This is a genomic window from Paenarthrobacter sp. NPDC090522, assembly GCF_044769225.1.
GTDB lineage: Bacteria > Actinomycetota > Actinomycetes > Actinomycetales > Micrococcaceae > Arthrobacter.
In genome coordinates, this window is sequence record NZ_JBIVXL010000007.1 from 65,691 (window position 1) to 86,906 (window position 21,216).

21 protein-coding genes are annotated in these 21,216 nt (G+C 64.5%); 14 read left to right on the plus strand and 7 right to left on the minus strand.

All coding sequences use genetic code 11. The annotated features are described in order from the left end of the window. Positions 1 to 6 precede the first annotated feature (6 nt). The 10 genes from ACIQT2_RS10680 (at position 7) to ACIQT2_RS10725 (ending at position 9,689) form a co-directional block, all read left to right on the plus strand. The gene (locus ACIQT2_RS10680) at positions 7 to 1,140 is read left to right on the plus strand and encodes an FAD-dependent monooxygenase (RefSeq protein ID WP_402946154.1); all 1,134 of its coding nucleotides are present in this window, start codon (positions 7 to 9) and stop codon (positions 1,138 to 1,140) included. Then, on the plus strand, positions 1,137 to 2,141 hold the full coding sequence (locus ACIQT2_RS10685; protein ID WP_402946156.1) for an amidohydrolase family protein: 1,005 nt from the start codon (positions 1,137 to 1,139) through the stop codon (positions 2,139 to 2,141). The genes ACIQT2_RS10680 and ACIQT2_RS10685 overlap by 4 nt, the downstream gene beginning before the upstream one ends. After that, positions 2,138 to 3,103, plus strand: coding sequence for a fumarylacetoacetate hydrolase family protein (locus ACIQT2_RS10690; RefSeq protein ID WP_402946158.1), 966 nt, complete (start codon positions 2,138 to 2,140; stop codon positions 3,101 to 3,103). Before ACIQT2_RS10685 ends, ACIQT2_RS10690 begins: the two co-directional genes overlap by 4 nt. A 148-nt stretch (positions 3,104 to 3,251) precedes the next feature. Further along, complete coding sequence (locus tag ACIQT2_RS10695; protein ID WP_402946160.1) at positions 3,252 to 4,748, plus strand: MDR family MFS transporter; 1,497 nt, start codon at positions 3,252 to 3,254, stop codon at positions 4,746 to 4,748. Positions 4,749 to 4,769: 21 nt separating this feature from the next. Further along, the gene (locus ACIQT2_RS10700; RefSeq protein ID WP_402946162.1) at positions 4,770 to 6,386 is read left to right on the plus strand and encodes a GMC oxidoreductase; all 1,617 of its coding nucleotides are present in this window, start codon (positions 4,770 to 4,772) and stop codon (positions 6,384 to 6,386) included. Positions 6,387 to 6,491: 105 nt separating this feature from the next. Continuing rightward, entirely contained in the window at positions 6,492 to 6,980 is a 489-nt protein-coding gene (locus tag ACIQT2_RS10705; RefSeq protein WP_402946164.1) for a MarR family winged helix-turn-helix transcriptional regulator, read from the plus strand. Beyond that, positions 6,977 to 8,242: an MFS transporter gene (locus ACIQT2_RS10710; protein ID WP_402946166.1), complete on the plus strand. Its 1,266-nt coding sequence runs from the start codon at positions 6,977 to 6,979 to the stop codon at positions 8,240 to 8,242. The genes ACIQT2_RS10705 and ACIQT2_RS10710 overlap by 4 nt, the downstream gene beginning before the upstream one ends. Before the next feature lie 248 nt (positions 8,243 to 8,490). Next, positions 8,491 to 8,658 (plus strand): hypothetical protein, encoded by a 168-nt coding sequence (locus tag ACIQT2_RS10715; RefSeq protein ID WP_402946168.1) that lies wholly within the window; start codon positions 8,491 to 8,493, stop codon positions 8,656 to 8,658. Positions 8,659 to 8,684: 26 nt separating this feature from the next. Continuing rightward, positions 8,685 to 9,176, plus strand: coding sequence for an NUDIX domain-containing protein (locus ACIQT2_RS10720; protein ID WP_402946169.1), 492 nt, complete (start codon positions 8,685 to 8,687; stop codon positions 9,174 to 9,176). 51 nt (positions 9,177 to 9,227) lie between these two features. After that, on the plus strand, positions 9,228 to 9,689 hold the full coding sequence (locus ACIQT2_RS10725) for a type II toxin-antitoxin system Phd/YefM family antitoxin (protein ID WP_402946171.1): 462 nt from the start codon (positions 9,228 to 9,230) through the stop codon (positions 9,687 to 9,689). Positions 9,690 to 9,878: 189 nt separating this feature from the next. Here ACIQT2_RS10725 and ACIQT2_RS10730 read toward each other — a convergent pair whose 3' ends face one another. The 7 genes from ACIQT2_RS10730 to ACIQT2_RS10760 form a co-directional block, all read right to left on the minus strand. Next, on the minus strand, positions 9,879 to 11,390 hold the full coding sequence (locus ACIQT2_RS10730; RefSeq protein WP_400336749.1) for an MFS transporter: 1,512 nt from the start codon (positions 11,388 to 11,390) through the stop codon (positions 9,879 to 9,881). 40 nt (positions 11,391 to 11,430) lie between these two features. Further along, positions 11,431 to 12,900 carry an aldehyde dehydrogenase (NADP(+)) gene (locus ACIQT2_RS10735; protein WP_402946174.1) on the minus strand — a complete coding sequence of 490 codons (1,470 nt, stop codon included), beginning with the start codon at positions 12,898 to 12,900 and terminating at the stop codon, positions 11,431 to 11,433. A gap of 63 nt (positions 12,901 to 12,963) precedes the next feature. After that, positions 12,964 to 13,761: an IclR family transcriptional regulator gene (locus tag ACIQT2_RS10740; protein WP_402946176.1), complete on the minus strand. Its 798-nt coding sequence runs from the start codon at positions 13,759 to 13,761 to the stop codon at positions 12,964 to 12,966. A 36-nt stretch (positions 13,762 to 13,797) separates the two neighbouring features. Next, complete coding sequence (locus ACIQT2_RS10745) at positions 13,798 to 14,583, minus strand: 2-keto-4-pentenoate hydratase (RefSeq protein WP_402946178.1); 786 nt, start codon at positions 14,581 to 14,583, stop codon at positions 13,798 to 13,800. Then, positions 14,573 to 15,022, minus strand: a complete 450-nt coding sequence (locus ACIQT2_RS10750; RefSeq protein ID WP_402946180.1) for an ester cyclase — start codon at positions 15,020 to 15,022, stop codon at positions 14,573 to 14,575. Before ACIQT2_RS10750 ends, ACIQT2_RS10745 begins: the two co-directional genes overlap by 11 nt. Before the next feature lie 2 nt (positions 15,023 to 15,024). Then, positions 15,025 to 15,606 (minus strand): flavin reductase family protein, encoded by a 582-nt coding sequence (locus ACIQT2_RS10755; protein ID WP_402946181.1) that lies wholly within the window; start codon positions 15,604 to 15,606, stop codon positions 15,025 to 15,027. Between the two features lie 11 nt (positions 15,607 to 15,617). Then, positions 15,618 to 17,003, minus strand: coding sequence for an LLM class flavin-dependent oxidoreductase (locus tag ACIQT2_RS10760; RefSeq protein WP_402946183.1), 1,386 nt, complete (start codon positions 17,001 to 17,003; stop codon positions 15,618 to 15,620). Positions 17,004 to 17,133: 130 nt separating this feature from the next. Between ACIQT2_RS10760 and ACIQT2_RS10765 the strand changes: the two genes are divergently transcribed. From ACIQT2_RS10765 to ACIQT2_RS10780, 4 genes are all read left to right on the plus strand, one after another. Continuing rightward, positions 17,134 to 17,919, plus strand: coding sequence for an HpcH/HpaI aldolase/citrate lyase family protein (locus ACIQT2_RS10765; RefSeq protein WP_402946184.1), 786 nt, complete (start codon positions 17,134 to 17,136; stop codon positions 17,917 to 17,919). 203 nt (positions 17,920 to 18,122) lie between these two features. Then, a complete protein-coding gene (locus tag ACIQT2_RS10770) occupies positions 18,123 to 19,307 on the plus strand; it encodes a betaine/proline/choline family ABC transporter ATP-binding protein (protein ID WP_402946186.1) in 1,185 nt (394 codons plus the stop codon). Then, positions 19,297 to 20,193, plus strand: a complete 897-nt coding sequence (locus tag ACIQT2_RS10775) for an ABC transporter permease (RefSeq protein ID WP_402946188.1) — start codon at positions 19,297 to 19,299, stop codon at positions 20,191 to 20,193. The genes ACIQT2_RS10770 and ACIQT2_RS10775 overlap by 11 nt, the downstream gene beginning before the upstream one ends. Before the next feature lie 29 nt (positions 20,194 to 20,222). Continuing rightward, complete coding sequence (locus tag ACIQT2_RS10780; RefSeq protein WP_400336759.1) at positions 20,223 to 21,113, plus strand: glycine betaine ABC transporter substrate-binding protein; 891 nt, start codon at positions 20,223 to 20,225, stop codon at positions 21,111 to 21,113. The last annotated feature ends 103 nt before the right edge of the window (positions 21,114 to 21,216 follow it).

The following is a 21,216-nucleotide window of genomic DNA, read 5'->3' on the forward strand; positions in this document are numbered from 1 at the left end:
TACATCATGACAGCAGTTCAGAAAGTGGCGATCGCCGGCAGCGGCGTGGCTGCCATGGCCACCGCCATCCAGCTCGCCAAGGCGGGGATCGCCGTCGACGTTTTCGAAGCCAAACCGGAGCTGAGCGCCCTGGGAAGCGGCATCACCCTGCAGGGCAACGCTTTGCGCGTTTTCGACGCGTTGGGCGTCTGGGAGGACGTGCGGGAAAAGGGCCTGGCTTTTGAGGGGCTCACCCTTAGGGCGCCTGGCCCCGATGCTCCGGTGATCGCACAGCTTCCAGAGGTCAAGACCGGCGGACCTGACTACCCGGCCTGCATGGGCATGTACCGCCCGGACCTCGCCAAGATCCTCCTTGACCACGCGGAAAAGGCCGGAGCCAAGACTACTTTCGGAGCCAAAATCACCGGCTTCGATGCCACGGACAACAAAGTGGAGGTGTTCGTCAACGAGACCTCCGCAGGAACCTACGACCTCCTGATTGGCGCCGATGGGGTGAACTCGACCGTCCGCGGCCTGATGGGTATCGAGACCGCCCCGGAGACCACAGGCATGGGGATCTGGAGGGCCTTCGTCTCCCGTCCCAAGGACGTGGAACACAGCGAGCTGTACTACGGTGGCCCCGTCTATATTGCCGGGTACACACCCACCGGCGAGGACACCATGTACGCGTTCCTTGTGGAGAAAGCACAGGACCGTTTTGGGGTATCCGATGACCAGGCAGTGGAGATCATGCGCGGGGAATCCCTGGCCTATGGCGGTCCGTGGAACTCGATCCGCGAGGACCTCAACCAAGGCGCCAAGGTCAATTACACCTGGTTCACCAAGCACCTGGTGCCCGGCCGGTGGAACCGCGGACCCGTCGTCATCATCGGGGATGCCGCCCACAGCTGCCCGCCAACGATTGCCCAAGGTGCCGCGCAGGCCCTCGAAGACGCCGTAGTTCTGGCCGAGCTCCTGGTGGACGCGGACCGGGTCAGCGAAGAGCTCTGGGACACCTTCCACGAGCGCAGGGTTCCCCGTGTGCAGGCCGTGGTGGACGCTTCCGTGCAACTGGGCGAATGGCAGATCGAGGGAAAGAAGGACGCAGACGCTCCGGGCCTGCTGTTCGGGATCGCGCAGAAGATGGCGGTACCGGCATGACCATCGATGTCCACGCCCACGTGCTCCTTCCTTCCCTCCAGGCCGAGGTGGAACGGCGTGCTCCCGAGGCCTTCAAAGCGGCGGCCGAACTCGATGCCCGTCGCAACGGTCCCGCAAGCCTGGCCGCTTCGGGCCGGATGATCGGCGAGCGGTTTCCGAAACTCACCGATGTCCGCGCCCGCTTGGCTGCGATGGATGCCCAAGGCGTTGACCACCAGTGGGTCAGTGCCTCGCCGAACCATTTCTACCCCTGGGCCGAGGAGGGCCTGGCCGTGTGGAGCGCCACCGAGGCCAACCGCCTGGTGGCCGAGCACGTGGCCCAGGCACCTGAACGCCTCACCGGCCTGGGCCTCGTGCCGCTGCAGCATCCCGGGCGGATCGTGGAATGCGTCGATGACGCCATCCTGGACCGCGGCTTGGCCGGCATCGAGATTTCCTCGTTTGCCGGCGACGTCGAGTTGTCCGACGAACGGCTGGAGCCTTTCTGGAGCCGCGTGGAGGAATTGGGCGTCGTCGTTTTCCTGCATCCGTTCGGCTGCAGCCTGGATGAGCGTCTCGACCGGTACTACCTGTCCAACACGGTGGGCCAGCCTGCCGAAAACGCCGTTGCCCTCTCGCACCTGATCTTCTCCGGCGTCCTGGACCGGCACCCCGGCTTGAAGATCCTCGCGGCCCACGGAGGCGGATACCTGCCCACGGCGATCGGCCGCTCCAACCATGCCTGGCGCGTCCGCCCCGAAGCCCACGATTGTGCCGAGGAGCCGTCCAGCTACTTGCGCCGGATCTGGTTCGACACCGTGGTGCACGATCCTTCGGCCCTGCGTCACCTCGTGGATGTCGCGGGACCTTCGCAGGTCCTCATGGGTAGCGATTTCCCGTTCGACATGGGGCCGGAGGATCCCGTTGGCGAGGTTCGCGCTGCCGGACTGCCGTCCGACGTGACAGCGCAGATCCTGTCCGGCAACGCCGCTGCACTCTTGGAACAGCGGGTGCGGGCATGAGAATCGCGCGCTGGCAGGACGGCGCCGAGACCGGTGAGGGCTTCATCATTGACAACACCGCGGTGCCGTTTCCCAATGGACTCCGCGTGGCCGAGGTGCTGGCGCGCGGCTTGGATGGTGCCCGGGATCTCTTTGGGCGGGTAAACCACGACGCCGGGCGGCCGCTTGCCGAAGTCCGGCTCCTTGCGCCGCTGGTCCCCGCGGCGATCAGGGATTTCGTTGCCTTTGAGGAGCATGTGGAAGGAGTCAGCGCCTCCGTGGACGGCAAGAGCGAGGTGGTGCCGGAATGGTACGAGGCTCCCACGTTCTACTTCACGAATCCGCACACGGTGCTGGGGCCGGGCGAACCGGTGATCCCGCCGGTGACCCAGCGCCTGGATTTCGAGCTTGAGATTGCGGCCGTGATTGGCGGCGCCGGCGGCTCCAACCTGTCAGGCAAAAACGCCGCCGACGCGATCTTTGGCTACACGATCATGAACGATTGGTCTGCCAGGGACATCCAGTCGCGGGAGATGAAGGTCCGTCTGGGTCCCGCCAAGGGCAAGGACTTCGGGACAAGCCTGGGGCCGTGGATTGTCACGGCAGACGAGCTTGAACCGTACCTCGACGCTGACGGGTTCCTGGCCTTGCGGGCGGAAGTCTTCGTCAACGGCGAGCTCGTGGGGGAGGATCTCGTGTCCAATATGGGGTGGACGTTCCCCGAGCTGGTGTCCTACGCCTCCAGGAATTCCCGCGTGGTGTTCGGCGATGTCCTGGGTTCCGGGACGGTGGGCAACGGAGGCTGCCTCGGCGAGTTGTGGGGCCGTCGCGGCGAACTGACGCCGGCACCGCTTGCCGAGGGAGACGAGGTACGCATGGTGGTTGAATGCATCGGCGAGTTGACCGCCACCGTGGCTGCCGCCGTCGAAGGCTGCTCCGTGCCGCGGGCCCGGGACCGCAACCGCACCCGCGCCAGGGTCTAAGAACTGCAATCTTTTGTTGCTTTCAGACTAAAGTCGAACTAAGATGAAAGTGGCGTCGGGATCCCCTCAAGGATCCGTTCCCGGCAGTGATGATGCAGCCGGGGCACAAACCGTCGCGTCGACGGCCCGATCGTTCGGGCAGAAAACCATGCCACTTTCCACTGTGAAACTACGCTTCCTGGTCGCATCGCTGCTGACCGTGTCCTTCCTGGGCGCACTGGACCACACCGTCGTCTCCACCTCGCTGGCTACCATTGCCGGTGAGCTCGGGGCGTTGGAGCTCATGAGTTGGGTGGTGGTGGGCTACACCCTGGCCAGCACCGTCCTGCTTCCCGTCCTGGGAAAACTCGGTGATGTCCTTGGCCCGCGGAGGGTCTTCCTGGCTTCCCTCCTGGTTTTCCTGGGAGCCTCCCTCGCCTGCGGATTCGCCCAGGACATGACCTGGCTGGTCGTTTCCCGGGTGGTCCAAGGCATGAGCTCGGCCGGGCTGCAGCTCATGTCGCAAACCATCATTGCCAGGGTCACCACGCCCCGGGAACGCCCCCGGTACATGGCGATCATCGGGGCGGCCTTTCCAATCGCCATCCTGGTGGGACCGGTGCTCGGCGGGGCCATCACCGACTATTGGGGCTGGTCCTGGGTCTTCTGGATCAACCTTCCGGTAGGCATTGTTGCCCTGGCGCTTGCCCTCGTGGCGGTGCCGAAACTTGAGCGTGGACAGCTTCCACGGCACTACGACGTGGCCGGCGCTGCCGCTTTCACCTTGGGCCTGGTGTCCCTGGTCCTTGGCGTGACGTGGGCAGCGGAACGCAGCGGCGGAGTCCAGGCCGTGGCAGCCCTGGTGGTTGCGGGTGTGGCCCTGCTGGCGTTCTTCATCATCGAGCGCAGGGTGCCCGAGCCAATCGTCCCCTTGCGTTTCTTCGCCAATCGCACCATTGCCGCCGGTACCGCACTCTCGGCGATTATCGGCGTCGGGCTTTTTTCCATCACCGCCTACCTGCCCACCTACTTCCAGATGGCGTACCAGGTCAGTGCCACCGTGTCCGGCCTGGTTCCCATCGCCACGGTCCTGGGCATGCTGGCCAGCAACCTGCTGACGGGATGGTTGGCCAGCCGCACCGGCCAGTACCGGATCTTTCCGATCATCGGGACCTGCATGGCCTCGGCGGGGCTCTTCGTTATGGCCGGGCTCCCGGTGGGGGTTCCGCTCTGGGTGCCCATGGCCGTGATGGCCACGGTGGGGTTGGGGACGGGCTCCTTCATGAGCCTGATCGTCGCCGTGGTCCAAAGCGCCGCACCGGCCAACCAGACCGGAAGCATCACGGCCACCATCAACCTGGTGCGGCAGATTGGGTCCACCGTTGCCACCGCCGTCATCGGTGGCACCATCGGTTTCGGCGTGGCGGCTCTGTTGCCCCCAGGCATGGACGCCGCAACGCTGACGCCCCAATCGGTGCACCAAGCGGCTCCCGCCATCCAGGAATCGGTGGCCGCGATCTATGCCTCGGTGTTCTCCCCGATCTTCTGTGCGCTTGCTGTCACCTATGCACTCGGCATCCTTGCCGCCGTTCTGCTGCCGCAAGGACGGCTGTCCGACGAACCGGACGCTGTCCGTTCACCCAACACCGAGCCGGTTCCGGCCTGACCTCCCATGAAGGAGAAAGCCATGTCTGTTAGCCACACCATTGCCATCGTTGGCAGCGGGCCGATCGGCTCCGCCTACGCCCGCCTGCTGGTGGAAGGCCTGCCTGACGCCCGGGTGGTCATGTTCGAGGCAGGTCCCCAGCTGACCGAACGCCCTGGTGAAAGCGTCCGCAATATCCCTGACGCCGACCATAAAGCCCGTGCGAGGGAAATGTCCCAAGGTCCCCAGGCGGGCGCGTTCCGCGAGTCACTGGGCATCCCTGCCGGAACCGTCACCGAGGGGATGTTCACTGCCCGGCAGGGCACGCATTTGCTCGATTTCGGTGGCCCGGGCTCGGCACATGCCGGGACCTTCCCTGCAGCGGCGGCGGCCACCAATGTCGGCGGCCAGGGCGCGCACTGGACCTGCGCAACTCCGTCTCCGGCTTTCAGCGAGAAGGTTTCCTTTATCGGGGACGCCGAGTGGGAGTCGCTGATTTCTGCGGCGAAGTCCCTGCTCCATGTCCAGGATGCAGCCTTCGCCGACTCCGGAGTCGGCGCGGCCATCCGGTCCCTGCTGTCGGAGGAGTTCGGCGACGAACTGCCCGAAGGCTACGGCGTGGGCACCCTGCCCGTTGCCGGTGATCCGCAGCCGGACGGTTCCATGCGCTGGGCCGGGGCGGACGTGGTGCTTGGCCCGCTCATTGACCAGGCATCACCGCTCTCCCGCCGCTTCGAACTGCGCGATCTCACGCTGGTCCGCCGGGTGGAAACCGAGGGGAGCCGGACCACTGGTGTCACCGTGGAGGACCTCCGCACGGGAACCACCTCCTTCGTTTCCGCGGACCTTGTGGTGGTAGCTGCAGACGCCTTCCGCTCACCCCAGCTCCTGTGGGCCTCGGGTATCCGGCCCCAGGCGTTGGGCCGCTACTTGACCGAGCATCCCGTGGTGATCTCCACCGTTGCCCTCGATGCAGAGAAGATGGAGCGGTTTGCCACCGAGGCCGACCTCGACGCGGAGCTCGCCCGCCGGGCCCAGAACCCCGCGGACCCGGTTGCGGCGGTGAACCGCATCCCGTTCTCCGAGCCGGACCACCCCTTCTCCGTCCAGGTGATGTACTCCGAAACCACGCCGTTCCCCATGCCGGAGGACGCTCCCTTCGCACGCAACCGCTGGGGCTACGTCAACATGGGCTACGGCATGCGGAAACACCCCCGGTTCGAGGATGGCGTGACCTTTGACGACAACGAACTGGACTACCGCGGCTTCCCGAACATGACCATCAGCTACGCCCTCACTGAGCGGGAGACGGCCGAGATCGAGGATGCCACGGCGAGGCTGCGCCGGGCCGGCCAGGCCTTGGGCTTCTTCGTGGCCGAACCCCGGTTGATGCCTAACGGCTCCAGCCTGCACTACCAAGGCACGCTGCGGATGGGGGAGGCCGACGACGGAACGTCCGTTGCCGATCCCTGGTCGCGGGTGTGGGGCTACCAGAACCTGATGGTGGGCGGCAACGCGCTGATTCCGACGGCAACGGCGATGAACCCTACCTTGATGAGCGTCGCCATCGCGGTGCGTGGTGCGCTGAAGGTGGTGGAGGAGCTTGGCGCGGTCGAGGAAGCCACGGCGGATGCGGTGCGCGCGGGGGCCTGGACGTAGCCCTCATCACCTTCCATGGACAGCAACCTGAGTAAAGGAGCATAATAGTTAGCGGAGCTAATTAGCACTGCTAACTATTATGCCAACCTCAGGAGGCGCCTCCCCTTGACTGCTGCCAACACGGCCACGCCAGCCGACGCAACCACGTCAGCCAGTCCACCCGACGCCGAAGCGGACATCCAACCCGACGCGCTCGCCATCGACCTCCGCACCGCGGTGATGCGCACGTCCCGCCGGCTCCGCATCGAAGCCACGGGCGATGTCATCACTCCCGGCCAATACACCGTGCTTGCCCACCTCAACACCGCGTCCCAGACGTTGCGGGAGTTGGCCGAACGCGAGCACGTCCAAGCGCCGTCCATGACCAGGATCGTGAATGCGTTGACGGAGCAGGGCTTTGTCTTGCGGCAGGCGCACCCGGGGGATGGGCGCCAGGTCCAGATCAGCATCACCCCGGCCGGGCAGGAAGTCCTGGCTGAAGCCCGAAGCCAACGGACCGCGTGGCTGGCCCGGCGTGTTGCCGGGCTGAGCGAACAGGATCGGCTGGTCCTCAGTCGCGCCGCCCACATCATGCAGGAGATGAGCGCCAAATGAGCGCCATGTTCCGGGCCCTTGAGAGTCCCAACTACAGGCTGTGGGCCGGCGGCGCGCTGGTTTCCAACATCGGAACATGGATGCAGCGGGTGGCCCAGGACTGGCTGGTCCTGACAATCCTCACCAACCATTCCGGAACAGCCGTCGGCATCACCACGGCCCTGCAGTTTCTTCCCATGCTGCTCTTCGGTCCCTACGCGGGCGTGCTGGCTGATCGCTACCGCAAACGCGTGATCCTGCTCTGGACCCAAGCGGCCATGGGCGTCTGCGGCCTGGTCGTCGGACTCCTGGTGGTCACCGGAGTAGCCCAGTTGTGGCATGTTTATGTCGCCGCTGCGGCACTGGGCTTGGCTGCCGCCATGGACGCACCCGCCCGGCAGGCCTTTGTGTCGGAGCTCGTGGGCCCGGACAAGCTGTCCAATGCCGTGGCCCTCAATTCCGCCTCCTTCAACAGTGCCCGCCTCACCGGTCCCGCCATCGCCGGTGTGCTCATCGCCTGGATCGGCACCGGACCGGTCTTCATCCTGAATGCGGCGAGCTTCGTGGCTGTCATCATCTCCTTGCTGCGCGTCAGGACCGCGCAATTGGAACCCACCGCACTCGTAGCCCGTGGCAAGCATCAGTTTGTTGACGGCCTGAGCTACGTCCGGCAGCGTCCGGACCTGGTGCTCATCATGGCCATGGTGGGCATGCTCGGAGCCTTCGGCATGAACTTCCCGGTCACCAATTCCTTGATGGCCACGGCAGAGTTCGGTATGGGCCCGGAGGAGTTCGGCGCCTTGGGTTCCATCATGGCGGTGGGAACGCTGGCGGGCGCCCTGCTTGCCGCCCGCCGGTCCGGCCCGCGGCTGCGCTTCCTCTTGGGCGGGGCACTGAGCCTCGGCGCCTTTACGCTCGTGGCGAGCATCGCGCCGTCGTTCTGGATCTATGCCGCGGTCCTCATCCCGGTGGGCCTTGCCTCCATCACCTTCCTTAACAGCTGCAACACCACCATCCAGTTGTCCGTTGAACCGCAGTTCCGTGGCCGCGTCCTCGCGCTGTACCTGGCCATCCTGCAGGGCGGAACCGCGATCGGCGCGCCGCTCATGGGGTGGATCGGCACTGAATTCGGCGCGCGCTGGGCGGTGGCGGCTGGCGGTGCCGTGGTGCTGGTGACCGGGGTCGCCTGCGTGATCATGGTCAGCCGGCGAAGCCCGAAAACGTTCCGCGAGCACGTGCGTGGTTTCCGTCTCCGGAGGCGGCGGACCGCGGAAGCCTCCTAGCGGCAGCACCCCAAACAACAAGGCAGCGGACGACGGCGGGAAGCACCCGGCGTCGTCCGCTTTTGTCATGTTTCGGCTGCTTGTTTTTACGTGCGCTTTTGCCTTGCGTGACGGCGTGACTCATGCCATAGTTATCTGCATACCGTTCATTCAATGAACGGTATGACCAACTAATGAATGGTCTGACACTTTGAACGACCAAGGGCTGCGAGGACGAACTCGAAGCTGGACCAGAAGGGAAAATCCGCATGCTGAACGTTGATCTTTCCGCCAACGTGGGCGGGGACTTCGGCGCAACTGCCGCGCAGCAGAACGCTGGAATCCACGAATTCAACCCCGCCGGCCGCGTGGTGTGCTCTCCGTGGGAGGGCATGTACCTTGAGCAGGCCCACACATTTTCCGCGGGCTCGCGGTAGCCCTGCTTTCATAGGGGGACCCCGCCATGACCATTACCACCGCTGAATCGCCCGCCATCCACACGCCGGCCGTCCAGTCGTCGGCCGTCCAGCCATCGATGCATCTTGCAGGCCACACCGTTGTGGCCGTCGTCATCGAATGGCGCGGCAAGATCGCACTGCTCAAGCGCAGCCAGGGCCCGTCGCACGACCGCGGCCGCTGGCACTGCGTCACGGGGTACGTGGATGAGGGAGTCTCGCCCGGGGAGCAGGCACTGCTGGAACTGTCCGAAGAGACGGGGCTGCACGCTGCCGACATCCAGGAACTCCGCGAAGGCCCGGTGTTGATGCTGAGCGACGATGCCGGGGCGCCGTGGTTCGTGCACACCTTCACGGCCGTCACGGGCCAGCGGCGCCTGACCCTCGATTGGGAACACGACGCTTTCCGCTGGACCGTGCCCAGCAAGACGGCACGCTTTGCCAACCGCGTGACTTGGCTGGACAAGGTACTCGCGGCAACAGGCCACCTGGGTCAATGAGCCGGGGTAGCGTGTTCTGAACTTATTCAGAACTATGGAAGCATGTCCGTTATGGCCCACTCACGCTCCGCCACGTCGTCCGATTTGTCGCGCAATCCAGGCTCGGTCTTTCGGGCAGCTGAAGAAGGGCCGGTTACCATTACCCGACGCGATGGTGCGCCACTGACGCTTGTCCGGTCCAGCACCCTTGAGCAAGAGCATGATGCTTTGCGATTGGCGTCCAACCTGGTTGCGGCGTCCCTCGCCCCCGGCCCCGCCAGTTTCGCTGAACGATTGCTCGCGCCATTTCCGTGGCTGGGGTTCCTGCCCCACGATCAGCGAGAGCAGTTCGCCTCGGAAATTGTAGAGGTTGCCCGTGCTTGCGCAGCAATTTCCAGCTTCGACCGACTCTTTGTGGTGCTCGCCGAATGGCGGGCTACCGCCGAAGCCATTGCCGCCGGCTACACACCGGACCATGACTTGGACCGGCTCGATGAACCTGAAGTGGTAGACGACCCTCGGGCCGGAGGGTGAATCCATGAAGGGCGACCTGGAATCCGTCACCCACAAAGGAGCGACCCACCGCCGACGCCAGTACGAGGTCTCAAATGGAGCACGAATCTGGTTTTACGTCGACGATGGGTCGGTGGTGTTGGTTGACGTACATACCCATCATCCACATGCCACTAAGTAGCGCGTCGGGGGTGATGAGCCGCCGGATAGTTACAGGGCGCTGTGCTTTCCTGAACCGGTGGGTACCGGAACCAGCAGCATGGTGGACGTGTCAATGTGCTTGTTGGTGTCCTGGTCCCTGACCAAGGCGTCGGCTTCTTCGGCACTGGCCACAACCGGAACCGATCCGAGCAGCGGCCGTCCCGCGGTTTCACGCATCCTGGTCAGCGCAAACAACGCTACCGCCGAGAAGAACATGACGTAGAACGCCGGAGCGAACGAGTTGCCCGTGAACTCCACCAGGATCTGGCTGATCAGGGGAGTGGTTCCACCGAACAGGGAGATGGCCACGTTGTGCGTGAAGCCCACTCCGCCGTAGCGGGAGGCCGTGGGGAACAACTCGGACATCGCAGCACCGGTCAGTGCCAGGAAGAAGGCACTGGGCAGTGAGACCATGAACAACGCCAGGTACAGCGACCAGACCTCGCCAATGTGCATCAACGCAAAGGCCGGAACCAACAGGACGAGGTTGCCGATGGTGGCGACCGTGTAGATGGGTTTCCTGCCGATCCTGTCCGACCACCGCGCAACCACCGGGACAATCAGCGCCTGGATGAGCAGGATGATCACCGTCGCCACGGCCGTGTGGACAGCTGCCATGCCGATCTGCGTTTCCAAATACGTTGGCATGTAGCTGGTCACGGTGTAGGAGGACGTACCGTCGGCGGCGATCAAGGCGATGCCGATCAGGATCTGCGGCCAGTAGAGCCGGAGGATGCTGGCCAGGTTCTGCCGGACGAAGAGCGGGTCCACGTCCGCGGTCTCGGTCTTCTCATGCACGGCCTCGAAGCTGGGTGATTCCGGAATCCGGTTGCGGAGGGATATCGCGACGATGCCGAGCGGCAGGGCCAGGAGGAACGGTATCCGCCAGCCGCCGTCGCGCATTGCTTCCTCGCCCCACACGGACGTGGTGATCATGGTGGTGGCCGCAACAACTGCCGCGCCGGCGGCAAAGCCGAGTTGGGCTCCGGTGTTCAGCAGCGCCGTCCAGAACCCACGGTGCTTGTCCGGGGAGAACTCGGCGACGTAGGTTGCGGCACCTGAGTACTCGCCACCGGTGGAGAACCCTTGCAGCATCTTCAGCAGGTACAGCGGAACGATGACCCACAGGCCCACGTTGCCCGCGGTGGGCAGGACGCCGATGAGGAAGGTGGCCGAGGCCATGAGTGCCATGGTGAAGAACAGCACCTTGCGGCGGCCGATCCGGTCGCCCAGCGGGCCCAGGATCATGCCACCCAGCGGGCGGACAATGAAGGACACTGCGAAGCCCAGGAGCGTCACCAGCAAGCCGGTGCGCTGGTCCATGCCTTCGGTGAAGACACTCGTCATGGTGATGGCCAGGTATCCGTAGATCCCAATGTCATACCACTCGATGAAGTTGCCCACGCCTGCGCCGAGCTGGGCTTTGCGCAGCTCGCGCTTGTCGACGACGATGCAGTCTTCAGTCCGCAGCCTGCGGTTGGTTTTTCTTAAGGGGAGAGGGGTTTCCCGTTTTTCGGACATCTTTGTCTTTCTTTCTGGGTGAATGGGGGAGCCCGCGGACCTAAGCCGTGCGGACGCCGTCCACCAAGCGCGGCGCGGAGATGGGGTTCGCTTCCTGCAGCTCAAGGGGCAGCAGGTGCTGGGGGAAGTTCTGGTACGCCACCGGGCGGAGGAACCGGGTGATGGCGGCGGTCCCTACGGAGGTTGAGCCAGGGACAGTGGTGGCCGGGTACGGTCCACCGTGCTGCTGTGCGTAGGTGACGGAAACACCGGTGGGCCACTGGTTCCACAGGACCCGGCCTGCCTTCTCGACGAGCACGGCGATCAGGTCACGGACCTGGCAGTCTTCCTCCGCCTGCAGCGTTGCGGTCAGTTGTCCCTCGAAAGTCCGCGCTGCCTCCACAAGCTGCGCTTCGTCGTCGTACTCCACCACGAAAGCGGCAGGGCCGAAGCATTCCTCTTCCAAGGCCGCCGGATTGGCGAGCAGGCGCTCAATGGACGTGGCGAGCAGCACGGGAGCCGGCGAACCGTCGGCGGCCTCGGACGTGTTCAGCGTTTCCACGCCTGCGATGCCGGCCAGCGTGCCAAGGACTTCGCTGAAGCTTGCGTGGATGCGCGGGCTCAGCATGGCGTGGACCGCCGGCAGTGTCGCCTTGGCCAGCTCCTCCACCATGCCCGACCCCCGGGGTACGAAGAGCATGCCCGGCTTGGTGCAGAACTGGCCGGAACCCATGGTGAACGACTCAACGAAGCCGGCGGCGATGTCCGTGCCGCGCCCGCGGGCGGCAGCCTGGGTGACGAAGACGGGGTTGTTGCTGCCCAGTTCGCCGAAGAAAGGAATGGGATCGGGGCGGGAGGTGGCGATGTCCATGAGTGCACGGCCACCGGGAATGGAACCGGTGAAACCCGCGGCTTTGATGCGGCTGTCCTTCAGGACGATGGTTCCGGCCGCACGGCCGAAGACCACCGTGAGGAGGTTCGGATCAGCGCCGGCAGCGGCGAGGGCGTCGCGGACAACGGCCTCGGTGAGGCGGGACAGGCGCGCATGCGCTTCATGTCCCTTAACGACGACGGCGTTGCCCGCCGCGAGCGCGGAGGCGGTGTCGCCGCCGGCCACGGAGAACGCGAACGGGAAGTTGCTGGCGGAGTAGACCACCACGGGGCCGATCGGGCGGAGGGAGCGGCGCAGGTCCGGGCGGGGCGCACCCATCGGCCAGGCGGGGTCGGCGTGATCGACCCGGGCGTCGAGGAAGCCACCGTCGCGCAGGACGGTGCCAAAGAGGCGCAGCTGGAAGGCGGTGCGCTTGAGTTCGCCGCGGAGCCGCGGTTCGGTCAGGTTGGTTTCCTCGATTGCGGCAGGAACCAGGGTTTCCACCGCGTCCTCGAGCGCGTCGGCTACCCGGTCCAGGACAGCGGCGCGGTCGGCCGGTGCGGTGGCCGACCACACGGCGTGTGCGGCAGCGGCTGCGGCAAGCGTCTCTTCCGCGAGGGCGGCCGAGGTTTCCTGCGTGTCGATGTGGGTGGTGGTCATGTCAGTTGTTCCCTTCGGGGGTGGTTCTCTTGTGCATGAGCCACCCGTCAGGAAACGCGACAGCTATTCCTGGGTGGTTGGGCTCATGCGCTGCTGCACCTTTTCGGCAACAGCAACCAGGCGGGCTGCGAGCTCTGCCTGCTTTTCCTTGCTTTCCATGCGGTGGATGGGCCCGACGACGGACAACGCACCCAGCAGTGTTCCGACAGAATCCCGCACGGGAGCGCCGAAGGCGATGATGCCGTCTTCGAGTTCCTGAACCGTGCTGGCCCAGCCACGCTCATGGACCGTCTTCAGTTCCTTGGCCAAAACAGTGCGGTCCGTGATGGTGCGCGAGGTCAGGGCCACCAGCTTGTCGCCCAAGGCCATCCGCAGCTGATCGGGAGTGAGTTCTGCGAGGAGCACCTTGCCCGTGGCCGACGCGTGGTGCGGCCACTGCATGCCGTGCATGTCGGACATGGTGACGCCCAGGAGGCGGGGAGAGGACTGCAGTACCAGGTCGAGTTCGTACAGTCCGCGCCGCAGGCTGAACGTGACCGTCTCGCCTGATTCATCGGCGAATTCGTCCAGGATGTCCTTGATGCGGGGCACCACGCCGGAAGCGGGATCCACGGTTTGGGCCAGGCGACCCAGGTCCCACCCCAGGGAATACAGCGTGTCCTGACGGTCCACCATGCCTTCATCCTCCAGCGTCATGAGGAGGCGGAAAGTAGTGGCCCGTGCCAGGCCGATCTTCTTGGCAACATCGGTGACCGTCATGGGGGTCTCCGATGCGGCCAAGGCCCGCAGGATCCGGATGGCCCGGGTCACTGAGCGGTTAGAGGCGTATCCCTGCTGGGGTGTTTCCGGGCTGCTGCTCACGTCGGTCAAGCCTTTCGAGTAGAGGTCTACTCAACCCTAACCGGCGGTGTAGTCGAAGCTGACTTCTCCCCAGCCTTCAAAGCGTCCGGTGATCTTTGTGCCGGGGATCATCTTTGCGGCCGCGAGGCAGCTGCCGGGAAGGATGAGCTGGCCTGCCTTGAGCGTGATGTCGTACTCGGCGATCCGCTTGCACAGCCAGACCAGTGCGGAGACCGGGCTGCCGTAGATGGCGTTGGTGTTGCCTTCTGCCACTACTTCGCCGTCGAAGGTGATCACGCCGTGGGTGTCGGAGAGGTTCACTTCGCTCAGCGTGCGGGGCTGGCCGCCGAGGATGACGCCGGCTGCCGAGCCGCTGTCGGCCAGGGTGTCGAAGATGCCGATCTTCCAGTCGCGTACGCGGGAATCGATGATTTCCAGGGCCGGAACCACAAAGTCGGTAGCAGCGATGATGTCTGCCACGGTGACGTGGGCGCCGCCAACATCGTGCTTGAACACGAAGGCCGGTTCCAGCTCGATGTAGGGCTCGATGAATTCCTTCTGCGAGCGAGGAAGGTTCTCCGGGTAGAACTGGCTGGACAGGAGGTATCCGTAGTCCGGCTCGTCCACGCCGAACTTGGTCTGCATGGCCTTGGCGATGTTGCCGAGCTTGAAGCCTGCAACCTTGTCCCCGGCTTCGACCTGGCGGCGGATGACTTCCTGCTGGACGCGGAACGCGTCGGCAACCGTCGGCTCGTCCTCGGGCCGGACCAGGACCTCCACGGGGGAGCGATTGGCCTTGGCCTCAAGGATGCGCGTGGCGGTCTCTGCGATGTTAATGGGCATTGGTTTCAGACTTTCTGCGGGTGGAACGCTGGTCACCGAGGTGCCAGATACTCATGGAGGACAGCATTTCTCGGGGATCCCAGACCACTGCTTCGTTGGTGATCAGGCCGTCGTGGTGGCTGATGAAGGAGGCACCCTGAACGGTGACCGTCCGGCCGGTGGGAGGGACTCCCATGAACTCGCCGGTGTGCTTGCCTTCGGTTTCCCAGTGGATGGCCACGAGGTTGTGGTCTTCGATGGCCCGCAGGACCGTGACGTGGAAATCGCCGAACGCGCGGTGGGACTCCTCGATCTGCTGGACAACCTGGGCCAGGCCTTCGGCGCCGGTCTTGGAGGTGCGCGCGTAGTCCGGGGCAACGAGGCGTTCGAAGGCGGTGGTGTCACCTTCGCCCCAGGCCTTGGTCCAGGCGTCGGTGATCTTTTCAAGCATGGTGGTCATGGCTACTCGGCCTTTCCGGCTGTTGCGGGCGCTGGCGCTGCTGCGGCCGGAGCTGGTGTTGCGGCCGGGGCAGGCGCCGGCCATTGGTTGAAGTCGCCGAACTTGCCGCCCTTGAAGAGGAGCGCTTCGCCTTCGCCCGGGACGAGTTCTTCGATGGAACCCACGATCATGTAGTGGTCACCGGCAACAACCTCGGACAGGACTTCGCAGTCCACCCAGGCCGTGGCGCCGGCAATACGCGGGGTACCGAGCGGGCTGGTTTCATAGTCCACGCCGTTGAACTTCTCGTCACCCTTGCGCGAGAGTGCGCGGCAGACGGGGAGCTGTTCGGTGGAGAGGATGTTCGCGGTGAACTTGCCCAGGGAGCGCAGGGTGGGCCAGGTGCTTGAGCCTTTGTCAACGCAGAACGTCACCAGGGGCGGCTCCAGGGACAGGGACTGGAACGTGCCGACCACGAAGCCGCGGGGCGTGCCGTCTTCGGTGAGGCCGGTGATGGCCGTAACACCCGTGGGCAGTGCGCCGAAGACCTGGCGCTGGGTTGCCGGATCGATCGAGGGATTCTCGGCAGTAACGATGATGGACATTGTGGGCTTCCTTATTTCGCCTGGGTGGTGAGCGAGTGGTGGTAGGCGGCGCCGGGGTGGTCCGAGGCAAGCTTGCTCTGACCAGCGCCGAACAGCGTTTCGCGCAGGGTGTCGCCGTCGTACGAGGTACGCATCAGGCCACGGGCCTGCAGTTCCGGTACGACGTAACGGACGAAGTCCTCGACGTCGTGGAACTTGACCGCATGGGCTATGTTGAAGCCGTCCGCGCCTGTCTCGTCGATCCAGGACTGCAGTTCGGCAGCGACGGTTTCCGGACCGCCGACGATCACGGGGGAGGTGCCGCCGATTCCGTTGTAATCGGCGATGTCACGCGGGGTCCAGCGCTTCTGCGGGTCGATCTTGGTGAAGAAGTTCACCATGGTCTGGCCGGCGTTGGTTTCCACGTCCTCGAAGGGCTGGTCCGGGTTGAACTGGGCCATGTCCATACCGGTCCACCCGCTGTAGCGGGCCATGGCGCCGTCGTAATCCACGTACTGGAGGTAATCCTGGTACTTGGCCTGTGCCTCTTCGTCGGTGGGGGCGCTGATGACGGTGACCATCTGCAGGACGGCGATGTGCGAGGGGTCGCGACCGAATTCCACAGCCTTGGCGCGCAGCGCGTCGATCTGCTTCTTCAAGCCTGCCTTGGTGGCGGAGTTCATGAACACGGCCTCGGCGGTCTGGGCCGCCAAGGCAACACCCTTAGGTGAGCCGCCGGCCTGGAAGATCACCGGGGTGCGCTGCGGGGAGGGCTCGCAGAGGAAGATGCCCGGGACGGTGAAGTGCTTGCCCTCATGGCCGATTTCGTGGACGCGTGCAGGGTCCACGTAGGTGCGGGCTTCCTTGTCGCGGACCACGGCGTCGTCGTCCCAGGAACCTTCCCACAGTTTGAGGGCGACGTCGATGAATTCCTCAGCGATTTCGTAGCGGTCATCGTGGGCGGTCTGGGTGCCGGTGCCGAGGTTGCGTGCGGCGCTGTCCGAGTAGGAGGTCACCACGTTCCAGCCGATGCGGCCGCGCGTGACGTGGTCCAGGGTGGAGAACTTGCGGGCCAGCGCGTACGGGTGGTCGTAGGCGGTGGAGGACGTGATGCCGAAGCCCAGGTACTTGGTTCCGGCAGCCATTGCCGGGATCAGGTAGGCGGGATCGTTGGCGGGGATCTGCGCCGCATCGCGCAGGGCACCGTCCACGTTGCCGCGGTACTTGTCGTGGTAGCCGTTGTTGTCGGCGAAGAACATGCCGTCGAAGCCGGCCTTCTCCAGAAGCTGTGCGTACTCAACCCACCGGTTGATGTCCGTGTATTGGGCGCCGCCGTCGTTGGGGTGCCGCCACAGGCCAGCCGAAAGATGGGCCGGTCCGTTGAAATCGAAGGCAAACACCTTCATTTGCTTTGCCATGGTCAATCCTTGCTGTTTGCTCACCAGGTGAACAGACTATTTATCTGTTGAACACCAAGGTAAAGTGGCCCGTGACACATCGTCAAGTCCCCGCCGGTAATAAAGCGGCTTCCGCGAAAGGAAAACCAGCATGAAGATTCCAGGTGAAACCAGCAGGCCCAGCCCGCTGACGGCACCTACCCTCGACCTCGCCGGACGCGGCCGTCGCGGCGTGTGGGTCGATGTCCCGCATCCGGCCTCCTTGGAGCTCATTGCGGCCGAAGGTCCGGACTGGGTGTGCATCGACGGCCAGCATGGCCATCCCGATTTCCCGGACATGCTGGGCCTCATCGACGCGGCCAACGTCTTTGGCGTCCCCGCCATGGTGCGCGTGCAGGGCCATGAGTTGGGTGGCGCCGGGAGGGTGATCGACGCCGGTGCCCAGGGCCTCATATTCCCTACGGTCGAGGACGGCGAAACGGCGGAACTGCTGGTCAGGGCCTGCCGCTTCTCACCGCGCGGCAGCCGCAGCTATGGGCCCGTGCGGCGCGCGCCGCGTTATGCAAAGGCGACACCGGGCGTCCTCGCTGACGATCCTTTGGCCATCCTCATGGTGGAAACCCGCGCGGGTTACGAAAACCTTGACGCCATCCTGGCAGCGGGGCCGGATGCGATCTTCGTGGGCCCCTACGACCTCTCGCTCAGCCTGGGTGTCGATTTCGATTCATTCCTGGCGGCCGATCCGGACGGCGTGCTTCGGGACATTGCCAAGCGCTGCGCGGATGCCGGTGTATCCGCCGGTATCTACACCGGCTCACCCGCACTCTCCGAGGCGCCTATCAGTTGGGGTTACAGCTTCATGCCCATTGCCTCGGACTTCTCACTGATCTCCACGGCTGCGCGTGCCGTCCTTGAGGAGGCCTCCGTTCCTGCCTGACGCATCCTTTCCGGCGGGAATCGCCGGTGCGCGTGAATCGTCGAGCCTATGCCAGCCCCGGACGCCGTTGCGAGCGAGCGTCCGGGGCTGGGGTCTATGTGCCGCAGTTCTGTGGCGGTCTAAACAATTCAGACTGAGGGTATTGACGAGTGATCAACGTCACCCTATGCTTTTGATCACTGAACAATCAAACTGTTCACTGAATGAACGCACTCCACCACCATCCGTTCGCTCCGCGATATCACCGTCGATGCCGTGAAGCGGTGGAGGGCCTCGAACCAACAGTCCTGGAGGACTGCATGACCGCCATGCACGCATCGCCATTCGCATCCCTTCTCCACGAGGAACCCATGGATCCTGAACAATCCTTCATTCGAGTCGAAAACCTCACCAAGGTCTTCCAGCCCAAGAAGTCCCGGCGCATGCTCGGACTCTTGCCGGCGAAGTCCGCAACGGTGGGTTTCACCGCCGTCGACGACGTCTCCTTCGACGTCAAGCGCGGCGAGATCTTCGTGATCATGGGCCTTTCCGGCTCCGGGAAGTCCACCATCATCCGCATGGTCAACCGGCTTATCGACGCCACCGACGGAACCATCACGGTGGACGGCAAAGCCGTCCGCTCGCTGGAACCGGCCGGGCTGCGCGATTACCGGAACCGGACCATCAACATGGTCTTCCAGCACTTCGGTCTCTTCCCGCACAAGTCCTTGGTGGACAACGTGGCCTTCGGCCTTAAGGTCCGCGGCGTGGACAAAGAGGCCCGCGAAGCCAAGGCGGCCGAAGCGCTGGCTATTGTTGGACTCGGTGACCGGATCCACGCCATGCCGGACCAGCTCTCCGGCGGCATGAAGCAGCGCGTGGGCCTGGCCCGGGCGCTGGCCACCGACGCCGAGATCCTCCTGATGGACGAACCCTTCAGCGCCCTTGACCCGCTGATCCGCAAGGACATGCAGGAACTGCTGATCAAGCTGCAGAGCAACTTCAAGAAGACCATCATTTTCGTCACCCACGACCTCAACGAGGCCATGTACCTGGGCGACCAGATCATGGTCATGAAGCAAGGCAAGAACATCCAACGCGGCACCGCCCTGGACCTCCTCGAAGCCCCGGCCGATCCGTACATTGAAGAGTTCGTCGCCGAAGTGGACCGCAGCCGCGTCCTGACCGCAGCCATGATTGCCCGGCGCCCGGGCGCGGGTGGCCTGCAGTCCCACGCGACCGTCCGCGTCACCGGGGACACGGTCCTGCACGAACTCCTTCCCACCCTCGCCACCGGCGCAGAACCGCTTGAAGTGGTGGACCAGGACGGTTCCGTCCTTGGCAAGATCACCGCCGAAGACGTTTTTTCAGCTCTCTCACCCAGCAAGGGGACCAGCCATGCAGCTTAATATCGGAACAGGTTTCGCGGCCGTCATCGACTGGCTGTTGGCCAACGTGGGCTGGTTCTTCGACGGAGTCTCGGCGGTAGTCCAGTTCTTGGTGGGAAACGTGGAGAACGTCCTCGTCGGGCTCCATCCCTTCCTCATCATCGCCGTCCTGGCGGCAGCCGCGGCTGGACTGACACGCAGCCTCGGCCTGACCGTCTACACCATCCTGGCCTTCCTGCTCATCGTCGGCATGGGCCTTTGGGTCCAGAGCATGTCCACCCTCGCGGTGGTGTTGGTCTCGGTGGTCTCCTCTCTGGCCATCGGTATCCCCTTGGGGATCTGGGCTGCGCTCAACGGAACCGTGAGCAAAGTGGTCCGGCCCGTCCTTGACCTCATGCAGGCCATGCCTGTGTTCGTCTACCTCATCCCCGCCGTGTTCTTCTTCGGCGTGGGCATGGTCCCCGGCATCGCCGCAACGATCGTCTTCGCCATCCCTCCGGCCGTCCGCCTGACCGAACTCGGCATCCGGAAGCTCGACCTTGAACTCCTCGAAGCAGCCACCGCCTTCGGCGCCAAGAAGGGCCTCATCCTCAAGGACGTTCAGCTGCCCCTGGCCTTCCCGTCCATCATGGCCGGCGTCAACCAGGTCATCATGCTGGCATTGTCCATGGTGGTTGTCGCAGGCCTGGTCGGTGCCGGCGGACTCGGCGGAGTCGTCGTCGAAGGCGTCGCCCAACTCGATACCGCCCGTGGCTTCGAAGGCGGACTCGCCGTCGTCATCCTCGCCATCTACCTGGACCGCGTCACCAGCGGAGCCACCTCCTTCGGCGAGGTCCTCCGCAGCCGCAAGGTCCGCAAAGAACAACTCGCAGCAGCAAAGACGCCCGCTCCCGCGGTAGCCGTCTAATCCACTACAAGAATCAACGGAGATTACACGTGTTCAAGAAAATCGGGGCCTTCGCGGCCGTCGCACTGCTCGCTACCGGCGTCAGCGCCTGCTCGGGAGTCAGCACCGCCTCGTCGCAAGGCGGCGGGACTGACACCAAGACCATCACTGTCGCACTGCCGGCAGGGTATGACGACTCCGTGGCCGTCACCGGTCTCTGGACGGAACTCCTGTCTGAGCGCGGCTACAAGCTCGAAACCAAGAGTGTGGACCTGGCCGCAGGATTCTCCGGCATCGCCCGCGGAGACCTGGACGGCTACCTCAACGCCTGGCTGCCCACCACGCACGGAACCATGGTGGACAAGTACAAGGACCAGCTGAACATCCTGGACAAGCCCTTCTTCGACAACGACCGCCTGGTCCTGGTCGCTCCCAAGTCGGTTCCGGAAAACACCATCGCCGACGTCGTGGCCAACGCGGCCAAGTACGATTCCAAGATCGTGGGCATCGAAGCCGGCTCCGGCGAAATGAAGATCCTCCCGGATGTCCTGAAAAAGTACGGAGCCACGGACAAGCTCAGCATCGTTGCCGGCAGTACTCCTGCAACCCTGGCAGCGCTGAAGGATGCCACGGCGAAGAACAAGCCGATCGTTGCCACTCTGTGGACCCCGCACTGGGCGTTCTCCTCGATGGACATCAAGGTCCTCGAAGACAACCTCGAGGGCTGGCCCAAGCCGGACGGATCCTACGTGGTGCTTTCCAAGGACTTCGCCTCGAAGCATGCCGATGTGGCCAAGTGGCTGGGCAATTTCAAGATCACCGAGCAGCAGTTCTCGGACCTGATGCTCAACGTCAGCGAGGCCTCCAGTCCCACTGAGGGCGCCAAGAAGTGGCTGGAGAACGCGGACAACAAGAAGGCCGCCGACAGCTGGTTCAACTAGTCGGGCCAAGGCCGCGACCTGCCGGAAATCGGTGCGTCGCGGCCTTCCTGCGACGTTTGTTTCGCCTGTGTTTCCCAGTCGTTTAACCCTTGTCTCGGGACGG